General features: G+C 65.0%; 14 protein-coding genes. 4 read left to right on the plus strand and 10 right to left on the minus strand.

Annotated elements, in window-relative coordinates:
* Positions 1-8: 8 nt before the first annotated feature.
* Entirely contained in the window at positions 9-3,431 is a 3,423-nt protein-coding gene (locus ACYVNQ_RS08360) for a maltotransferase domain-containing protein (RefSeq protein WP_460902031.1), read from the minus strand.
* A 494-nt stretch (positions 3,432-3,925) separates the two neighbouring features.
* Positions 3,926-4,576 (minus strand): DUF1345 domain-containing protein, encoded by a 651-nt coding sequence (locus tag ACYVNQ_RS08365; protein ID WP_460902032.1) that lies wholly within the window; start codon positions 4,574-4,576, stop codon positions 3,926-3,928.
* Between the two features lie 801 nt (positions 4,577-5,377).
* Between ACYVNQ_RS08365 and ACYVNQ_RS08370 the strand changes: the two genes are divergently transcribed.
* Positions 5,378-6,535 carry a c-type cytochrome gene (locus tag ACYVNQ_RS08370; RefSeq protein ID WP_460902033.1) on the plus strand — a complete coding sequence of 386 codons (1,158 nt, stop codon included), beginning with the start codon at positions 5,378-5,380 and terminating at the stop codon, positions 6,533-6,535.
* 206 nt (positions 6,536-6,741) lie between these two features.
* The gene (locus ACYVNQ_RS08375) at positions 6,742-7,479 is read left to right on the plus strand and encodes a metallophosphoesterase (protein WP_460902165.1); all 738 of its coding nucleotides are present in this window, start codon (positions 6,742-6,744) and stop codon (positions 7,477-7,479) included.
* Between the two features lie 203 nt (positions 7,480-7,682).
* Here ACYVNQ_RS08375 and ACYVNQ_RS08380 read toward each other — a convergent pair whose 3' ends face one another.
* Genes ACYVNQ_RS08380 through ACYVNQ_RS08395 form a run of 4 tightly spaced genes read right to left on the minus strand, consistent with a single transcriptional unit; the run spans position 7,683 to position 10,489 of the window.
* Positions 7,683-8,465 carry an RES family NAD+ phosphorylase gene (locus ACYVNQ_RS08380; RefSeq protein ID WP_460902034.1) on the minus strand — a complete coding sequence of 261 codons (783 nt, stop codon included), beginning with the start codon at positions 8,463-8,465 and terminating at the stop codon, positions 7,683-7,685.
* Positions 8,462-8,899 carry an MbcA/ParS/Xre antitoxin family protein gene (locus ACYVNQ_RS08385; protein ID WP_460902035.1) on the minus strand — a complete coding sequence of 146 codons (438 nt, stop codon included), beginning with the start codon at positions 8,897-8,899 and terminating at the stop codon, positions 8,462-8,464. Before ACYVNQ_RS08385 ends, ACYVNQ_RS08380 begins: the two co-directional genes overlap by 4 nt.
* Positions 8,900-8,951: 52 nt before the next feature.
* On the minus strand, positions 8,952-9,668 hold the full coding sequence (locus tag ACYVNQ_RS08390; protein WP_460902036.1) for a hypothetical protein: 717 nt from the start codon (positions 9,666-9,668) through the stop codon (positions 8,952-8,954).
* A 26-nt stretch (positions 9,669-9,694) separates the two neighbouring features.
* The gene (locus ACYVNQ_RS08395) at positions 9,695-10,489 is read right to left on the minus strand and encodes an SDR family NAD(P)-dependent oxidoreductase (protein WP_460902037.1); all 795 of its coding nucleotides are present in this window, start codon (positions 10,487-10,489) and stop codon (positions 9,695-9,697) included.
* A gap of 228 nt (positions 10,490-10,717) precedes the next feature.
* Between ACYVNQ_RS08395 and ACYVNQ_RS08400 the strand changes: the two genes are divergently transcribed.
* Both ACYVNQ_RS08400 and ACYVNQ_RS08405 read left to right on the plus strand, forming a co-directional pair.
* On the plus strand, positions 10,718-12,559 hold the full coding sequence (locus ACYVNQ_RS08400; protein ID WP_460902038.1) for a CHAD domain-containing protein: 1,842 nt from the start codon (positions 10,718-10,720) through the stop codon (positions 12,557-12,559).
* A gap of 95 nt (positions 12,560-12,654) precedes the next feature.
* Positions 12,655-13,488 (plus strand): TOBE domain-containing protein, encoded by an 834-nt coding sequence (locus tag ACYVNQ_RS08405; protein WP_460902039.1) that lies wholly within the window; start codon positions 12,655-12,657, stop codon positions 13,486-13,488.
* A gap of 83 nt (positions 13,489-13,571) precedes the next feature.
* Here ACYVNQ_RS08405 and ACYVNQ_RS08410 read toward each other — a convergent pair whose 3' ends face one another.
* The 4 genes from ACYVNQ_RS08410 to ACYVNQ_RS08425 all read right to left on the minus strand — a co-directional run bounded on the left by ACYVNQ_RS08410 (position 13,572) and on the right by ACYVNQ_RS08425 (position 16,598).
* Entirely contained in the window at positions 13,572-14,276 is a 705-nt protein-coding gene (locus tag ACYVNQ_RS08410; RefSeq protein ID WP_460902040.1) for an ATP-binding cassette domain-containing protein, read from the minus strand.
* A gap of 1 nt (position 14,277) precedes the next feature.
* Positions 14,278-14,952 (minus strand): molybdate ABC transporter permease subunit, encoded by a 675-nt coding sequence (gene modB / locus ACYVNQ_RS08415; protein WP_460902041.1) that lies wholly within the window; start codon positions 14,950-14,952, stop codon positions 14,278-14,280.
* A 48-nt stretch (positions 14,953-15,000) separates the two neighbouring features.
* Positions 15,001-15,777, minus strand: a complete 777-nt coding sequence (gene modA, locus ACYVNQ_RS08420) for a molybdate ABC transporter substrate-binding protein (protein ID WP_460902042.1) — start codon at positions 15,775-15,777, stop codon at positions 15,001-15,003.
* Positions 15,778-15,884: 107 nt separating this feature from the next.
* Positions 15,885-16,598, minus strand: a complete 714-nt coding sequence (locus tag ACYVNQ_RS08425; RefSeq protein WP_460902043.1) for a phosphatase PAP2 family protein — start codon at positions 16,596-16,598, stop codon at positions 15,885-15,887.
* Between the last annotated feature and the right edge of the window lie 261 nt (positions 16,599-16,859).

Raw genomic sequence — 16,859 nt, forward strand, 5'->3', positions numbered from 1 at the left:
TCGCACCTTCATTCGGAAAAGGGATCGGCGCTCGCGCCGTGGGCCGTTTCATCGGGAATCGCTTCACGCGGCAAGCCGCCCGCGGGCGCAATGCGCCAGATCGCGAAGGGCCGCGTGTTAGGGTCGAGTTGCACGTGCTGCCAGCGGCCTTGCCACGCGAAACGCTCGCCGCTGATCTGGTCGACCACGTCGAGCGCTGCGTGATCGTGCAGCTGCCAGTGGTTGAACGTAGCCCACGAAAGCTCGAGATCCGCGCCCTGCTCGTTGAACGAATCGAGATTGATCGCGACCACGATCACGTTGTCGCGCGATTCGGTGGCTTTCTCGAAGAACAGGATGTGATCGTTATGCGCCGGCAGGAAGGTCAGGCCGAGATGCGAGTGCAGCGCCGGGTTCGTGCGGCGGATGCGGTTCAACGCGGTGATCTCGCCGACGATGTTGCCGGGGCGCTGCCAGTCCCATGCGCGCAGCTGATACTTCTCGGAATCGAGGTATTCCTCGCTGTTGGGCAGGGCGGCGGCTTCGCATAACTCGAAGCCGCTATACACGCCCCACAATCCGGATAGCGTCGCGGCTAGCGCCGCACGAATCACAAAGCCTGCACGCCCGGACCATTGCAGATGGCGCGGATTGATGTCCGGTGTGTTGACGAAAAAGTTCGGCCGGAAGAAATCGCGCAGATTGGTTTGCGTGATCTCGTTCAGATACTCGGTGAAGTCGCGCTTCGATTCGCGCCACGTGAAGTACGTGTACGACTGCGAGAAGCCGACCTTCGCGAGACGCGCCATCACGCGCGGGCGCGTGAACGCTTCGGAGAGGAAGATCACGTCCGGGTGGCGCGCGCGTACGTCGCCGATCATCCACTCCCAGAACGGCAGCGGCTTGGTGTGCGGGTTGTCGACGCGAAAGATGCGCACGCCTGCTTCGATCCAGAACAGGATCACGTCGCGCAGCGCGAGCCACAAATCGGGCTTCGCATCGCGCGCGTAGAAATCCGGGTTCACGATGTCCTGATACTTCTTCGGCGGATTCTCCGCGTAGCGCAGTGTGCCGTCGGGGCGCCATGCGAACCACGTCGGGTGTTCCTTGAGCCACGGGTGGTCCGGCGAGCATTGAATCGCGAAATCGAGCGCGATTTCGAGGCCGTGGTCGTGTGCGGCCGCCAGCATGCGGCGAAAGTCGTCGAGGGTGCCTAGCTGCGGATGCACGGCGGTATGGCCGCCGCTTTCGGCGCCGATCGCGTAGGGGCTGCCGACATCATTTTCATAGGCGGTCAGCGTGTTGTTGCGGCCCTTGCGGTTCGCGAGACCGATCGGGTGAATCGGCGGGAAATACAGCACGTCGAAGCCCATCTCGCGAATGCGCGGCAGTTTGCCGATTACGTCGTCGAAGTTGCCGTGCCGATGCTCGTCGTCGCTCATCGAGCGCGGGAAGATCTCGTACCAGCTCGCAAAGCGCGCCGCCGCGCGTTCCGCATCGATCCTGTAGACCGCGCCGTCGCGCGATAGCCCGGGGCGGTGGCGCGCCGCAGCCACCGCCTGTGCGGTCTCGGGTGCGAGCACGATCGCAAGGCGCGTGGCGGCATCGGCCTTGGTGAACTGCTTGACCACCTGTTCGAGCGGTTTTGGGTCTGCGCTGTCGGCGGTTTCCACTTCGGCCAGCATCAGCGCGAACAGATGCTTCGCTTCTTCCAGTTCGAGCTCGACGGTCTGGCTCGCTTTCAGCTTTTTCTGCATGTGATCGACCAGCGACGCGAAGTCGTCGCGCCATGCGATCACCGTGAATTCGTGTCGGCCCATTCGCTCGAGCGGAATGCGCGCTTCCCATAGGTCGTTGCCGGCGGGCTGCACGGGCTTCATCGGCACTTCGTGCCAGTGCGTCTGGTCGGCGGCGCGCCAGATCACCGCGGCCGCGATCTTGTCGTGGCCTTCCGCGAAGATCGCCGCGCTGACCGGCACCCGCTCGCCGACGATCCGCTTGGCCGGGAAGCGGCCGTTGTCGACCGATGGCGTCACGCTTTCGATCGCGACGCGGGGTGCAGTAAGCGCGTCGAGCACGGTCTTGTGGCCGGACTGCTTGCTGTTGCGTTTGTCGAGCGGCGGCGCGAGCCGTACCGGCTTGTCGGCAAGCGCGCCGATCAGCCGGAACGCGCCTGGCGCGAGCGTGAATGGATCGAGCGCGGCAGGCGGTGTTTGCTCGCCGGCGACAAGCGGCGCAAAGCGCGTGAAGTTGCCGGGCACGCCGTCGAGAAAGCGCGCCGGGTCGACGCGCACGGCGCTGCCGAGATCGGGGTTGAAGGTGCTCAGCACCGCTTCCTGTGCATCGCGCAGGTCGCGGCGGTCGCCGCGCAACAGCACTGCCACCGGTGCGTCGGGGCCGCTTAGCATGCGTAGTTCGCCGGCACTGCGCAGTGTCGACGTGTCGCGTTGCAACGCATTCGCGTACTTGATGCGCTCGCTCAGATCGAAGCGCCGTGCGCGGCATTGCTCGGCGAACGCATGCGCGTCGCCGTGCAGATAGGACATTGCTTCGCCGACACCGTATTCGAAGCCCATCGGCATTAGCCAGCCGGTGCCGATCGCGGTCGCGGCGGCCAGTGCGCGACGATATGCGCGCTCGACGATGGTGGCGTCGTGCGTGTCGCTCAGGTCGTGCACGAGGCGCGTGTCATAGGGCGCCTCGGGAAACGCGAGCGGCGCGCCGATGCGCAGCAGCGTCGCGTGTTCGTCGACGATCCACGACGAGCGGAAGTCCCACCAGCGCGACGATGTAAACACCGCATCAAAGCCGGCGCCTTCAAGTCCGGTTACGTCGTTGCGCGCAAGCCCTGGCGTTGCAGCCAGAAAACGCACTGCAGGATGCTTTGCACGTACGGTCTCGCCGAACCTGCGCCATACATGATTCGGCACGCGATGCGGCGAGTCGAAGCGGAATCCGCCGATGCCCGCTTCGGAAAGACCATTCAGAACCTCGATCCACCAGTCGACCAGCTGCGCTGTGTGCTCGTTGCTGAAGTTGGCATACGCGACTTTATCTTCGTGCCGCGCGTGGCGCGGGTCGAGCCGCGCTTCTTCGGGCTCGAACGGATGAAACCACTCGCGATGCTGATGGAACAGCGCGCCATCGGCCGCGACCCGGTCGATCACCAGATCGACCAGCAACGTGAGGCCGTGCTGGCGCGCGGTTTCGGCCAGCCGCTGCAGCACTTCGACGGCTGGCTGGCCGGCGCCCAGCACCGGATGCAATTGCGAATGATCGCTGATGATCTGCGTGTGTCCGGCTGAACCCGGCCGGAACAGCGAGCCGATCAGCACATGGTCGAAACCGAGCGTGGCAGCGTGTTCGAAGTGTGCCGGCCATGTCTCGAGCGGGCCGGCGAGCAATGCATGAATGAAATAGATCCGCGGCGCATAGGCGTGGGGAGCTTGCATCGGTCGTGTCCAGATTCGTCGTGCCGCGGCGTGGATCCACGATGGTGCGATCACAGCCGCTCATTAGGCTTTCAGAGCCGGATGCCGCGCGCACTGCCATAGCGCCGGCGCGTACTCGTCACAATGTAGTGCATCGAGCGGGATGCCGCCTGGAGGATTCACCAAGCCTTTGCGCATCCGCACGGGCCAGGTGTGCGACGCAAAGTGAAGCGGCAGACGAACGGGAGCAAGCGTTGTGCCAAAGCGACAGGCCGCGAGCGGTTGATGCAGGCCAGGTGGGCTTCGATAGCGGTGGCGTGCGTGCGGGGTATGGCTTCTGTGGCGTTTGCTGCGGAGCTGCCGCCGGGTCGCGCACGACCGTTAGCGCCGGCGCGCGCGTGGTTGCGCAGGCTATGCGTGTGTAATTCGTGGCGGCGTGGGCCGACTCTTACCTGCGTGTGCCGAGGCGATGCGGCCGCAGCCGCACCAACAGTCGAATCTGTGATGCCAGAGTGTCACGAGCCGAGCAGGCCGGCCGCCATGTTGATGCACAGGCCCAACACGGCGACGTTGAAATAGAACGACAGGATCGATTGCGCGAGCGCCGCGCGCCGCACTGAGCGCGAGCGCAGCACCACGTCCGATGTTTGCGACGCAACCGCGATCGTGAACGAGAAATACAGAAAATCCCAATAGTTCGGGTCGAGCCGGTGATCGGGAAATTGCAGCGGCGTTTCCTTGGGGCTGCCGCTGAAGTACAGGCGCGCGTAGTGCAGCGTAAAGATGGTTGGAATCAGAAACCACGCGCCGAGCAGCGTGAGCGCGGTGAGCACGTAATGCGCGGCGCCGGTCGAACCTTTCGCGCTGGCGAGTTCGAGTACGATGGCGGCAATGCTGGCTAGTGTCGCCACGCAGATGACCGCAAGCACTACGCCGGCGTTCTCGTCCTCGCGCTCGGCCAGGTCGCGCACGCTGCCGTGATCCGCGCGCGCCATGTGCAACCAGATCAGCACGAGGTAGATCCATACGGCAGCGTCCCAGCCGATCAGCGCGCGTATCATCGGGCGCACGGGGGACGGCAGAAGCAGCAGCGAGACCAGCACGCCGGCGATGGCACCGGCGACCATGCGCGGCCGGTTGCGGAGCACTTGCGGATAGAGCGTCATTGTTGTCGTGTGGTTGAATAGGCAAGTGGTTCGTCGCGGCGCGGCGCCGCTGGTTCCGCATCGATGCGCGGTGCGCGAGGGTATCTGCGCAGCGGCGATTCTACCGCGCTGTGTGAGGCTTTTTAACCGGCGAGATTGTCGAACGGCGGCAGTGACGTTATATTCTGCGGCACAGCAGTTCAACCGCCTTGCGACGGCCTTTCAAACAAGGCCTGCAAGCGTGGCAACGATCAGAGACCGCAAGCTTATGCGGCGCGAGACCCGTTTGAAACACAAAGTTTGGGGCACAGACGGACCGGACAGGCGTGCAATCCACGCAGCGCAAGCAGCAGCGCATGGCGCCGGCCGATTATGAACTTCATCGGAGCCCCTATGACAGAAGCCCAATGTCGGAATGTGCGTGTGCGAATGCCACAAGCGATGCACGCGGCGCGTTTCGCAAACCGCCTGGCAGGATGGCCGGGCGTGGCTGCCTTGGTTGCCGTTTATGCGCGGGGCGCTCAATGCGCTCAGTGCGCGTTGCCGTTCAAACCCGTGAAAAACCGACAGGCCGTGCCGTCGGATTGCCGCGGCGCGCGGCTCTACAAGTCGAAGCAAGTTGCCTATGCGTGACTCAATCGGTGGGTCGTGCGCGTGCGCACGCGCAGCGCCTGAGTGCGCAAATCCGTCTGTTGCCGGCAATCGCACGATGCCCGGCACGCGATACGCGAATGGCATGCAGAGGGGGGCGCTGGCAGCGCTCGCATTGAAGTCTGCCAGCCCGTTGCCGCGCGAACAGTGAGCGAGGCCGACGGAGACACCATGACGAATTCGACGTCCCGGGCGCGGTCTGCCGTGCCCGGTGAAGCAGTGCGCGCCGCGCGCCTCGGGCAGCGGCACCGCATGATCAGCATGGCCACGCTGGCCGCGGTCTTTTCCGTGTTCGCGCTGTATATCGCGTGGCTCGAAGTGCAACGCATCGATGCGCAGCGTAGCGACGACGCGCCGCTTGCCGAGGTGGCGGCGCGCGGCCCTGGGCTGTCCGGCAGTGCAAGCGGCGCGGACCTCGTCAAACGCGGCGAATACCTCGCGCGGGCCGGCGATTGCATGGGCTGTCACACGGCTGACAAGAGCCGGCCGTTCGCGGGTGGGGTGGCGCTGAATACGCCGTTAGGCACGATCTATACGCCGAACCTCACGCCGGATGCCGAGACCGGCATCGGTCTGTGGAGCGACGACGATTTTCTGCGCGCCATGCACGAAGGCATCGGCAAGGCGGGCGAACGGCTGTTCCCGGCGTTTCCGTATACGGCGTATACGAAGCTCGCCGAGCGTGATGTGCTGGCAATCCGCGCGTATCTGAAAACGCTCGCGCCGATTCGTTATCAGCCGCCGCGCAACGGCCTTGCATTTCCATTCAATCAGCGCTGGCTGATGCCGTTCTGGAATCTGTTCAATTTCGACGAGGGCCGCTTCGTGCCCGACCCGAAACAGAGTCCGGAATGGAATCGCGGTGCGTATCTGGTGGAAGGGCTTGCACACTGCGGTCAATGCCATACGCCGCGCAATGCGACGCAGGGCCTGCAGACGCACGCACGCTTTAGCGGCGCGCAACAGAACGGCTGGCGGGCGTTCAACATCACGCCCGACCAGACGAGCGGCATCGGCAGCTGGAGCGTCGACGACGTGGTTGCCTATCTGGCAACCGGCAGCGCGCCTGACCGCGCGCATGCAGCCGGGCCGATGGCGCAGGTGGTGGCACAGAGCACGCAGTTTCTGAACCGCGAAGACCTGCGCTCGATTGCCGTCTATCTGCGTTCGCTGCCGCCGGTGCATGGCGGACTGCGCGCGCCGCGCGAGCGAAGCGCGTTGCACCAGAACGAAGTGCGAATGCCGTCATTTGGCAAGCAATTCGCTGACGGCCAGACTACGGTTCCGGTCGCGATTCCGGTCAACGGTGCAGCAAAGCCAGCCAACTAAGCGCAAGCGGAGCCTTCCTCTGCACAGGTCGCGCAATTACGCAAGAAACAATAACCGTAATTAATTTGGCGATAAGGAAAGCCCAGCATTATTTGCCGGTAGCATAGGGAGATGGCGTGCAACTCGGCGTCGCGCTGCGCGTCAAAAACTCTCGAACGATCGACACCGCGCATACGCCTGTGTGTCGTCGCACCTATCATCGTGAGATGGAGCCCAATCTGGTCACTACCGTTCAACATCACCCGGCGAACCGGGTCGGCCGGGACTTTGTCATCGGCGATCTGCACGGCTGCGTCGATGCGCTGCGTTATCTGCTGCGCGAGGTCGTGTTCGATCCGGCTCGTGACAGGCTTTTTTCGGTCGGCGATCTGGTCGACCGCGGGATGCAATCGGAAGCGGCACTCGCGCTGCTCGACAAGCCGTGGTTTTATGCCGTGCTCGGCAATCATGAAGATACGTTGTGCGGTGTGGCCGAAGGGCGGCTGCGCCGCAAGTGGTGGTACGACATCGGCGGCTCGTGGGGCGAGAGCTTGTCCGACGAAAGGCTGCGCGACTACGCGCACCGGTTGCGGCTGTTGCCGCTCGTACGCGTGATCGGCAGCGGCAGCGAACGCTTCAATATTCTGCATGCCGAGTTTTTCGGCACCGACGCCGATCTCGATCGCGGCGAATTTTCGAGCAGTGTGCGCCAGCGCATGCTGTGGGGACGCGACCTCGCGCTCGGCAATCACAAGCCGTCGAAGCAGCGCGATTTATCGATGACTTACTGCGGTCATACGCCGGTGCGCAAGGTCATGCAGCTTGGCGCGCAAGTATTTGTCGATACCGGCGCGTTTGGACCGGGCGGCAAACTGACGATCATCGAAGCGTTGACGGAACGCCGCTGGTCGGTCAGCGTGGATATTGCGCGCGCCGAAGGCGCGGCGGCGTTTGCGCTGCCTTGAGGCTGCGTTGGGGTTGCCTTGAGGTTGCCTTGAGCGGCGATTTTTGAATATTTTTTTAAGGCGGTTTTTGTGCAATGCGTGCGGGCAATCCGCGTGCAATCGTGGACAAAAATCGCGTTCAACCCATGTGCAATCTGCGCGCAGTCCGTGGACCCAATCCACGGCAGTGCGGTCTTCGCTTTAGCCGCGCTTGAGCGCGGCTGTCATCCCACCTGATTCAGTTCAAACACCACGTCGATTTCGCGGCCGTTCCAGTTGTATTCGAGGTACGCCGCGTGGTGGCAATCGCGCAAGAGCAGGGTTCTGAACGCAGCGAGGCATTCGCCGCCCGCATCGCGTACCGACGGGTACACAATGCCCGGTGCGCCCGCTGCGCGCACCGCGCGGCCGAGCGCCTGGCCGGCGCTGTAGTCGCTCGGCGACAGCACCGCGGGGTTAAACGCTGTGTACTCGGGCTGTGTCGGCTCGCTTGTCGCACGCTCCGCTGCGTGACTATCATCGCTGCCGCTGCCGCTGCCGCTGCCGCTGCGCAGATCCACCACTTCACCTTCTGCAAACGCCGTGTACAGCCGCATCTGCTGGCGCAGCGGCGGTTCTTGCGTGGCCGCGAGAAACAGCGCCGAGTGATAGCGCGTTTCGGCAATCGCCGTGGCGCGCGATTGCGCGCAGTAGAACACGCCGTAGCTGCCGTCCGAAAAGCGGCTGCCGAGCGGATTCAGATGCGTGAAGGCGGCCATGATCGGCCCCCAGCCGGGACCGAAGCGCCGTTCGTCGCGCGGTACCAGATCGAGATCGCCGACTTCGGTGCGCAGGCGGTCGTTGGTCATCGCTTCGAGCATGTACAGCGCTTCGAAGTCTTCGGGCGACGCGACGCGGTCGAACAGGTTCACGGCAGGAAAGCGCGTCGGCACGACCCGGTACGCCGGTGACCAGACCAGCGACGCCGTAGGCCAGCGCTTGTGCCACTGCAATTGCGGTTCCGTCACGCCCAGCCGCCTCGCATTGCGTCGAGATATTGGCGCACCGCGACCAGATCGCTGATGTTGCCTGCCAGCATGCGGTCCAACGCTCGGCCGCCGCCGAACGGCGGGGCGCTGTTGGGACGCTTGATCCACGCGTCTGCGGCGGCGGGTTGCGGCAGCAGGATCTGCAGTGCCTTGTAGATGCCGAGTAATAGCGACAGCCGCTCGAGCGTGTCGCGCGCAAGGCGCGCGGTTTCTGGCTCGGCTTTCCATTTGAAGAGGGTTGAGCGGCCCGGCGAGCCCAGCAGGGTGATCTGTTCGTCGACGCTCAGGTCCCAGTCCTGGGCAATTCTGAAGAACGCGCGTAAGCCCGCCGCCGACATGCTGGCGAGCGATGGCTCTGATTGACCGCGCCGCGGTGAACGTGCAGCGCCCGCGATATGGGCAGATGGGGACATGATGTGGTAGTCCTCCGATGAACTATGTAGAGATAATAGTCTACTTTTGGATTTATGCAAGCGGGCTAGATGACGGGCTTGCCACCGGTGCGGAATATTCCGATCTTGCGAAAGCGTTTGGCGCGCCGCCGTGCCGTGCGAGAATCGCCGTTTTTGTCGTGTGCAAGGGGACGAAAGTGGCGTTTTTGCGAACCGTGTTGCTGGTGGTGGTCGGGGTGATGAGCGGGTCCGCAGCCGCTGTTGCTGAATATAAGGAAGTGTGGAATCCGCCCGAGGCGAACGCGCATGCGGCGCATGGCAAGTCCGCGTCCGCTGGTGCGCCGGCGAAAAAACCGGCTGCGACGCAGCGCGCGGGAAAGACGAGCGTGCCGGTTGCCGGGACGTCCTCGAAGGCTGGCGCGAAGCGGCCGGCGACAAGTGCGGCGGCGAGCAGGCCGGCTGCGAAACAGGCTACGGCGACGTCGCATGCGACCAACAAGGGCTCCGCGCCGCGGACGGCTTCGGCAGTAAAACCCGCGAAGGCGAAGGCTACGACCGCGAAGGCCACGACTGCAAAAACGCTGGCGAAGACTTCCGTGGCAAAAACGGCGGCAGCCAGGTCGGTCGCGGCACAACCGGCGACGGTGGCGGCCGGCAGCAAGCGCGCCGAAGCCGCTAACTCGCTCACGCCGCCGCCGTCCACTGCCGCGCCGTCCGCCACCACGCCCACCTCGATGACCGCGCCCACGCCCACCATCGCCCCGCCGCGCGCATTGCCGCCGATCCTCAAGTAAGCATCACGCCGCGCGCCGCACCTCAGGCAATCGTATCGACGATGCCGCCGTCCACGCGCACGGCCGCACCGGTCGTCGCCGAAGCCTGCGGCGAACACAGATACACGACCAGATTCGCCACTTCTTCCGGTTGCGCTGCGCGCCGGATGATCGAGGTCCCACGGGTTGCCATGACGAATTCGGCGGCGGTCTGCTCGATCGACTTGTTTTGCTTTTGCGCGGATTCGCGCAGCATCTCGCGCAAGCCGTCCGTCATCGTCGGGCCGGGCAGCACCGAGTTGACCGTCACGCCAGTGCCCGCCGCGAACTTCGCGATGCCGCGCGCAATGCTCAGCTGCGAGGTCTTCGAGAAGCCGTATGCGAGCATGTCCGGCGGAATGTTCAACCCCGATTCCGACGACACGAACACGACCCGCCCCCACTTGCGGTCTATCATTCGTTGCAGATACGCGCGCGTCATGCGCACGCCGGACATCACGTTGATCTGGAAGTAGCGCTCCCACTCGTCGTCCTGCGTGCTGAGGATGTCGCTTGGGCCATACACACCGAGATTGTTGACGAGGATGTCCGCTTCGGGCACGGCGGCGATCAGTGCATCGCAACCGGCGCGCGTGCCGGCGTCCGCAGCACAACTGCGCAGCTTCGCGTCGGGCACGGTCTGGCGGATCTGCGCGCTGGCTGCGTCGATGGCATCCTGCTTGCGGCCGTTCAGCACGACTTCGGCGCCAGCCTCTGCAAGGCCAGTGGCGATCGTGAGGCCAAGGCCACCTGTCGACGCGGTAACGACTGCACGCTTGCCGGAGAGATCGAGTTTCACGGTTGCAACTCCTTTGAAAAGACGATGCGTTGGGTGATGGGGCGATACCGTCCCGGTTGGGGGCGACGTTCATTCTATGACCGCAGGCGGTGAGCTGCCGTCAAAGCCGTGCAATGCGGCGTGACGGTGCCGACTGCGCGCGTGTACCATCGAAAACGAACTTCGCGACGTTCTGCACTGTCCGTCACGTGTGCGGTGTGGCTGCCGCGCACCACGCCTGGAGCCTTCATGGATCGTGTGCTGGAAATCGTGCTGAATCTCCCTGAGCCGACGCTGCTTGTGTGGCTGGACCAGAAAGGGCAGCCGCACGAGCGCGGCGATGCGACGCTGGCGGAAACGCTCGATGCGCTGCACGGCTTTGAGCGTGCCGGCGATGCGGATGCAACTGATGCATCCTGCGCGCTGACCTGTTTCGATGGTGCCCGCAAGCTTGTGCGGGGCGGCTGGCGCGTAACTGCGGAGGTGTCGCGGCACCCGCAGCAGCAGCGGCGCGTGATCGCGATGCGTCGTACGACGCATGCGCCGGGGGTGACCGTGTGTGAGACCGCCTGCGACGTCGCGCTCGAAGAGCACGCACCGGTCGATGCGGCATTCGAGCATGCGCCGGCCGCGTTGGCGCATGCGCTTGCGCAGGTACGTGAGCTCAAGGCAGTCGCAACGCTTGAACGCCGGCGCTTACGTTGGCAACGGTACGCGCCGGATTCAGCGCATGCGATGGCCACAGTCGATATCGAACTGAACATCGCGCGTTGCGGCACAGAGGATGCCGCTGCAACGGGGACGCTGCGCGAATTGCGCGTCACTGTGCAGGTGGCGGAGCCTGTGGAGCAGGACGAAGATGTGCAAGCCGAAACGGTGCAACGTGCGGAAGGCGAGGGCACACAAGGCGCACAGGCGGCACGAGGTGGCAACGCGCCAGTCGCGCCAAATGTACAACACGCACAACACGCACAACACGCACAACACGCACAACACGCACAACACGCACAACACGCACAACACGCACAACACGCACAACACGCACAACACGCACAACACGCGTCGCCCACCCCCTTCGACACCGCCCTCGCCACGCTCTTCACCGTGGCGCACGAACTGGTCGCCGCGCTGCCGGCCTTTCCCGTGCTCGCCGATGCGATCGACCGCGTTTGCCGCACCGACGTCGAGCGCGAGCGCAAGCCGGTGCGCGCGCGGCCGATCGAGCTCGACGGCGTGCACACGCCACATCAGGCGCTGCAGGTGATCGGCTGCAATGTCGCGCAGCAGTGGTTCGGCAACGAGGCGGTGTTGCGCGATGAGCCGGATGTCGAGTTCGTTCATCAATTGCGGGTCGCGCAGCGGCGCCTGAAAACCGCGACGCGGATTTTTCCCGCATGGATCGATCGCGCGTGGAGCGCGCAGGTCGAGCCGCGCCTGAAATGGCTGAGCGATCTGCTCGGGCAAGCGCGCGACTGGGATGTGTTCACCGACGAAACGCTGCCCGGCCTCGCTCAGGCAGACGTCGACGCGCAAGCATGGAATGCGACGCGCGCCGCTGCCGACCAGCGGCGTCTCGAAGCGCGTTCGCAGGTGCAGCAGGCGTTGCGCTCGCCTGCCTACGCGGGGCTCGCGCTCGCGTGGCTTGCCTGGATGAGCGAGCTGGCGGTGCGCGGCGCGCCCGACCAGGCGCGCGGCCGTTCGCTGCGCAGCTATGTGAGAAAGCGCGTCGCAAAACACTATCAACGGGTGACGCGCGAGCCGAAGCTGACCGCGCTCGACGCAGCAGCGCGGCACAAGGTGCGGATTCACGCGAAGCGGCTGCGCTACATGCTGGAGTTTTTCGAGCCGCTGGCCTCGCACCGCACGCGCCGCGACGTGGCGAAGGTGCTGTCACGCATGCAGGGCGTGCTCGGCGCGGGCAATGACGCGGCTGTCGCGCTGCGGTTTCTCGAACAGCTGCAGGTTGAACCCTATCAGCTTGGTTTCGTGCGCGGCTGGTGCGAGGCGCTGAAGCGCCACACCGCACAGGAAGGCGAGCGCCTGCTCGGCACACTGCGCACGCCGAAGATCGTCAGCGGCAACGGCGGTTGATGGTGTGTGGCGGTGTCGCACGTCGCTCGCCGTGGCGCGATAATGCGCTAGCCTTTTAACCCTTTGCCTCTAAACCTCTCGCTGTACCCATATCCATGACCTCTACCGCCGACGACACTCCCCGCGCACCGCTCGAACTGGCCGGTTCGGTGTGGTTCAAGTCCGGTGCGCAGACGCTCGGCGGCGCGGCGCGGATCGCGCTGCTGGCGGCGATTCACGAGACCGGCTCGATCACCAGCGGCGCCAAGGCGGTCGGACTCAGTTACAAGGCCGCGTGGGACGCGATCGACACGATGAACAATCTCGCCGGCGAGCCGCTGGTGCGGCGTTCGACCGGCGGCAAGGGCGGTGGCGGCACGACGCTCACGCCGCGCGCGCTGTCGCTGATCGACACGTTTCGCGCAGTCGAGCGGGAACACTCGAAGTTTCTCGAGCGCGCCGGCGCGGCGATCGAAGGCTTTGCGGGCGACTGGGAACTGATTGGCCGCATCGGCATGAAGACCAGTGCGCGCAACCAGCTTTACGGCAAGATCGCGGCGCTGACGCGCGGCGCGGTGAACGATGAAGTCGCGCTGGCGCTGCCGGGCGGTCAGACGATCGTCGCGGTGGTCACGCGTGAGAGTACTGAGACGCTGGAGCTGGCTGTCGGTGCACCGGCGGTTGCGCTGATCAAGGCGTCGTGGGTGATCCTGCTTGCCGACGACAGTGGCGCACCGGTACGGCTATCGGCGCGCAACCAGTTGCGCGGCACGGTTTGCGCGGTGAAGCGCGGGGCGGTCAACGCGGAGGTGTCGGTAGCGCTCGATGCGACCACGGTCGTGACTGCGGTCGTCACCAATGACAGTGTCGACACGCTTGCGCTCGAGGAAGGGCAGCCGGTGATCGCTGCGTTCAAGGCTTCGAGTGTGATTCTTGGTGTGCGCGATTGAGCTAGGCGGTTGGGGCGTGAGATTCGAGGCGATGCGTACGCGGTGCGCGTGGCTGGCGCGCATCACGCATGGCGCCGCACGCTTCACAAAGCGCCGCGCGCCGCGTAGCCCGTAAACAGCTGCTGCTCGCGCACCCCGCCATCGTTCACCTGCACGACCTGGTCGCCGAACGCGGCGACATCGTCGGCATCGTGCGTGATCAGCAGCATCGGAATGTCGAGGCGCTGCTGCAGTTCCGATAACTCGCGGCGCATCCGCTCGCGCAGCCGGCCGTCGAGTGCGGAAAACGGCTCGTCCAGCAGCAACAGCCGCGGCTTGGCCACCAGCGCGCGGGCCAGCGCGACGCGCTGTTTCTGTCCGCCCGACAACTGCGCCGGATGATTGCCCGCCAGGCTCACCAGATCCAGCGCATTCAGCCAGTAATCGACGTCCGGGTGCGTCACATGCCGCCGCGGATTGAGCCAGCCTTCATGCAGCCCGAACGCGATGTTCTGCCGCACGTTCAGATGCGGGAACAGCGCGTAATCCTGAAACAGATACGCAAGCTTGCGCGCCTGCGGTTTCTGGTCGATGCCGCGCGCGCTGTCGAACAGCGTTTCGCCGGCCAACGCGATGACGCCTTCGTCGGGACGCAGCAAACCGGCGATCGCCTGCAGCGTCAGGCTCTTGCCCGCGCCCGACGGGCCGAACAGCACGACGCGTTTGGCCGTCGTGGTGAACGACACGTCCAGCGTGAAGCGGCGCTCGGCGCTGTGCAGCGTTTTGCGGATATCAACGGTGAGCGGCATGTCAGCGGGAAGTCATCAGCGAATGTTGCGGCACGAGGCGCCCGGCGAGCAGCAGCACCACGACGCAGGTCACCGACGTGACCAGCACGAGGAAGTTCGCGGTGCTGTCGTCGCCCGCCTGCACCGCGGCGTAGACCGCCACCGAAAGCGTCTGCGTGCGGCCCGGCAGGTTGCCCGCGATCATCAGCGTCGCGCCGAATTCGCCGAGCGCGCGCGCAAACGACAGCAGCGTGCCGGCCAGAATGCCGCGCGTCGCGAGCGGCAAGGTTACGCGAAAGAAAATCGCGGTCTCGCTGATACCGAGCGTGCGGGCGGCGCGTTCGAGTTGCGGGTCGACCGACTCGAACGCCGCGCGCGCCGATTTCAGCACCAGCGGAAAGGCCACGATCATCGATGCGATCACCGCGCCTTGCCACGTGAACACCAGCTGGATGCCGAGCCGGTCGAGCCATCCGCCGACCACGCCGCGCCGGCCGAGCAGCACCAGCAGGTAGTAGCCGAGCACGGTGGGCGGCATCACCAGCGGCAGCGTCAGCAGCGAATCGACGACGTCGCGTGCGCCCGAGCGCCAGCGCGCGAGCCCGAGGCCCGCCGCGACGCCGAACACGAGGTTCAGCGCAGTCGCCCAACCCGCTACTTTCAGCGATAGCAGCAGCGGTACCCAGGCGTGTTCCATGGCGGCTTCGGGGAAAGTGAGTCGGAAAGCTTGCAGGCGAGACGCGCGTTACTGTGCGCGGGCCGGTTTGAAGCCGTACTTCGCCAGCACCGCCTGACCGGCCGGCGATAACACGTACGAGATGAACGATTGCGCGTCCGCGGCGTGCTTGCTGCCTTCCACCTGGGCGATCGGATAGGTGATCGGCGTCTGCGTCGGCACGGTCAGCGCGACCTTCACCTGCTCCGGCATGATCGCCGCGTCGGTGCCGAATACGAAGCCCGCATCGACTTCGCCGCGCGATACGTAGTCGAGGCTCTGGCGCACGTTGCTGGCCAGCACGCCCTTCGCGCTGACTGCATCCCAAACGCCCGCGCTTTGCAGCGCGCCTTGCGTGTAGCGGCCGACCGGCACCGAAGCCGGATCGCCGTAGGCGACGCGCTTGACGCTCGCCGCGGTCAGGTCGTTGAGCGTGGTGGGCGCGAAATGGCTGTCGTTCGGCACGATCAGCACCAGCGAGTTCGCGGCGAAATCCTTGCGCGTGGCCGGCACGATCACCTTTTCGGCGGCTGCCTTGTCCATCGCCTTCTGGTCTGCGGAAGCGAACACATCGGCCGGTGCGCCCTTGACGATCTGCTGCATCAGCACGTCGGAGGCGCCGAAGTTGAACAGCAGTTTGGTGCCCGGATGCGCCTTCTCGTACGCGTCGCCGACTGCCTTGAACGCGTTGGTCAGACTCGCGGCGGCCGAGACGATCAGCTCGTCGGCGCGCGCCTGCGCGCAAACGGCAAACGACACGAGGGTAGCGACGAGCGCGTGCTTCGACAGGCGGCGGGACAGTGACATGAGCGGGTTTCCGGAAAGGGGGATGAAACGTTATCGTAATATATCCGGGGTTATAACGGTGCGTGCAATTGGTCTGTCAACGCTTGCTCGAGATCAGGCTTACGGATTCAGGCGCCCGGTATCTGCGGGGCCGCGAAGACGTCGGGAGTGCGCGTCACGGGCGTATGGAGCACACTGCTGCGTCTTTCGTGCGACGCTTTCCAGCGCGCCCGGACGAACGGCCGCACATGGCCGGATACCTTCAGCGCGATGTTCTCGACCCACAGATGCGTCGGTACGTGCACGTTGTGGAAAGCCGCGACCAGCACCACCAGGCTCATCGACACCGGCAATGCCGACAGCGCGCTGCGGCGCGGCGTTGCCTGCCACGCGATGCACACGAACAGCAGCGCGACGACGGCGCCCATCAGGCAGCCGGCAATCGCCTCTGACGGCGAATGCGCTTCGACCACCACCCGCGAGAAGCTGATCGCGATGCCGATGCAAAACCCCACCGCCAGACCTGCGATGCGCGCCTTTGCCCGTGCCGGCAGCAATACGAGGAAGCAGGCGACCGGGTAGACGGCCGTCGACATCATCGCGTGGCCGCTGAGGCCGGTGAAGTCCAGCGCGCGCACGCCGATGCCCCAGCCGAGAAAGGCCAGCTTGGTCAGCGTGACGATCGACGCGGCCGCGGCCACCAGCGCCACCCAGCCGAACGCAAGCCGCGTCGAATAGCCGAGCGCCAGCCATAGCGCGATGGCGAGCGTGAGCGGAAGGGTCACGCTTGCGCCACCGATGCTGCTGGTCAGGTACCAATAATGAAGCGGAAAGTCGGGCATGGTTACAGGGCAAACCAAAATCGGCACAAAACGAACGGGATGGAACCGGTGCGCGGCCCGCAGGCAAATTGTCGGGCCGCTGCCGCATTCGGCGAGCGCGTATTTTATAAGTATAAAAGCGCGATCTTTCTACTTATGTACGGCGACCGGCCCGCGCGACGCGGCAGCCGGCGCGGTCGTGCGCGGTTTTTCATGATCCGGCATCAAAAGTGATGACCGGCTATCAACATCGCAGCGGGATTGATGTTATTGTGCAATGCA

Source organism: Paraburkholderia jirisanensis (genome assembly GCF_054782355.1).

Excerpts from the sequence above, each read along its gene's own strand:
- ACYVNQ_RS08360 (WP_460902031.1), bottom strand. The coding sequence starts at position 3,431 with ATGCAAGCTCCCCACGCCTATGCGCCGCGGATCTATTTCATTCATGCA.
- ACYVNQ_RS08365 (WP_460902032.1), bottom strand. The coding sequence starts at position 4,576 with ATGACGCTCTATCCGCAAGTGCTCCGCAACCGGCCGCGCATGGTCGCC.
- ACYVNQ_RS08370 (WP_460902033.1), top strand. The coding sequence starts at position 5,378 with ATGACGAATTCGACGTCCCGGGCGCGGTCTGCCGTGCCCGGTGAAGCA.
- ACYVNQ_RS08375 (WP_460902165.1), top strand. The coding sequence starts at position 6,742 with ATGGAGCCCAATCTGGTCACTACCGTTCAACATCACCCGGCGAACCGG.
- ACYVNQ_RS08385 (WP_460902035.1), bottom strand. The coding sequence starts at position 8,899 with ATGTCCCCATCTGCCCATATCGCGGGCGCTGCACGTTCACCGCGGCGC.
- ACYVNQ_RS08400 (WP_460902038.1), top strand. The coding sequence starts at position 10,718 with ATGGATCGTGTGCTGGAAATCGTGCTGAATCTCCCTGAGCCGACGCTG.
- ACYVNQ_RS08405 (WP_460902039.1), top strand. The coding sequence starts at position 12,655 with ATGACCTCTACCGCCGACGACACTCCCCGCGCACCGCTCGAACTGGCC.
- ACYVNQ_RS08410 (WP_460902040.1), bottom strand. The coding sequence starts at position 14,276 with ATGCCGCTCACCGTTGATATCCGCAAAACGCTGCACAGCGCCGAGCGC.
- modB (WP_460902041.1), bottom strand. The coding sequence starts at position 14,952 with ATGGAACACGCCTGGGTACCGCTGCTGCTATCGCTGAAAGTAGCGGGT.
- modA (WP_460902042.1), bottom strand. The coding sequence starts at position 15,777 with ATGTCACTGTCCCGCCGCCTGTCGAAGCACGCGCTCGTCGCTACCCTC.
- ACYVNQ_RS08425 (WP_460902043.1), bottom strand. The coding sequence starts at position 16,598 with ATGCCCGACTTTCCGCTTCATTATTGGTACCTGACCAGCAGCATCGGT.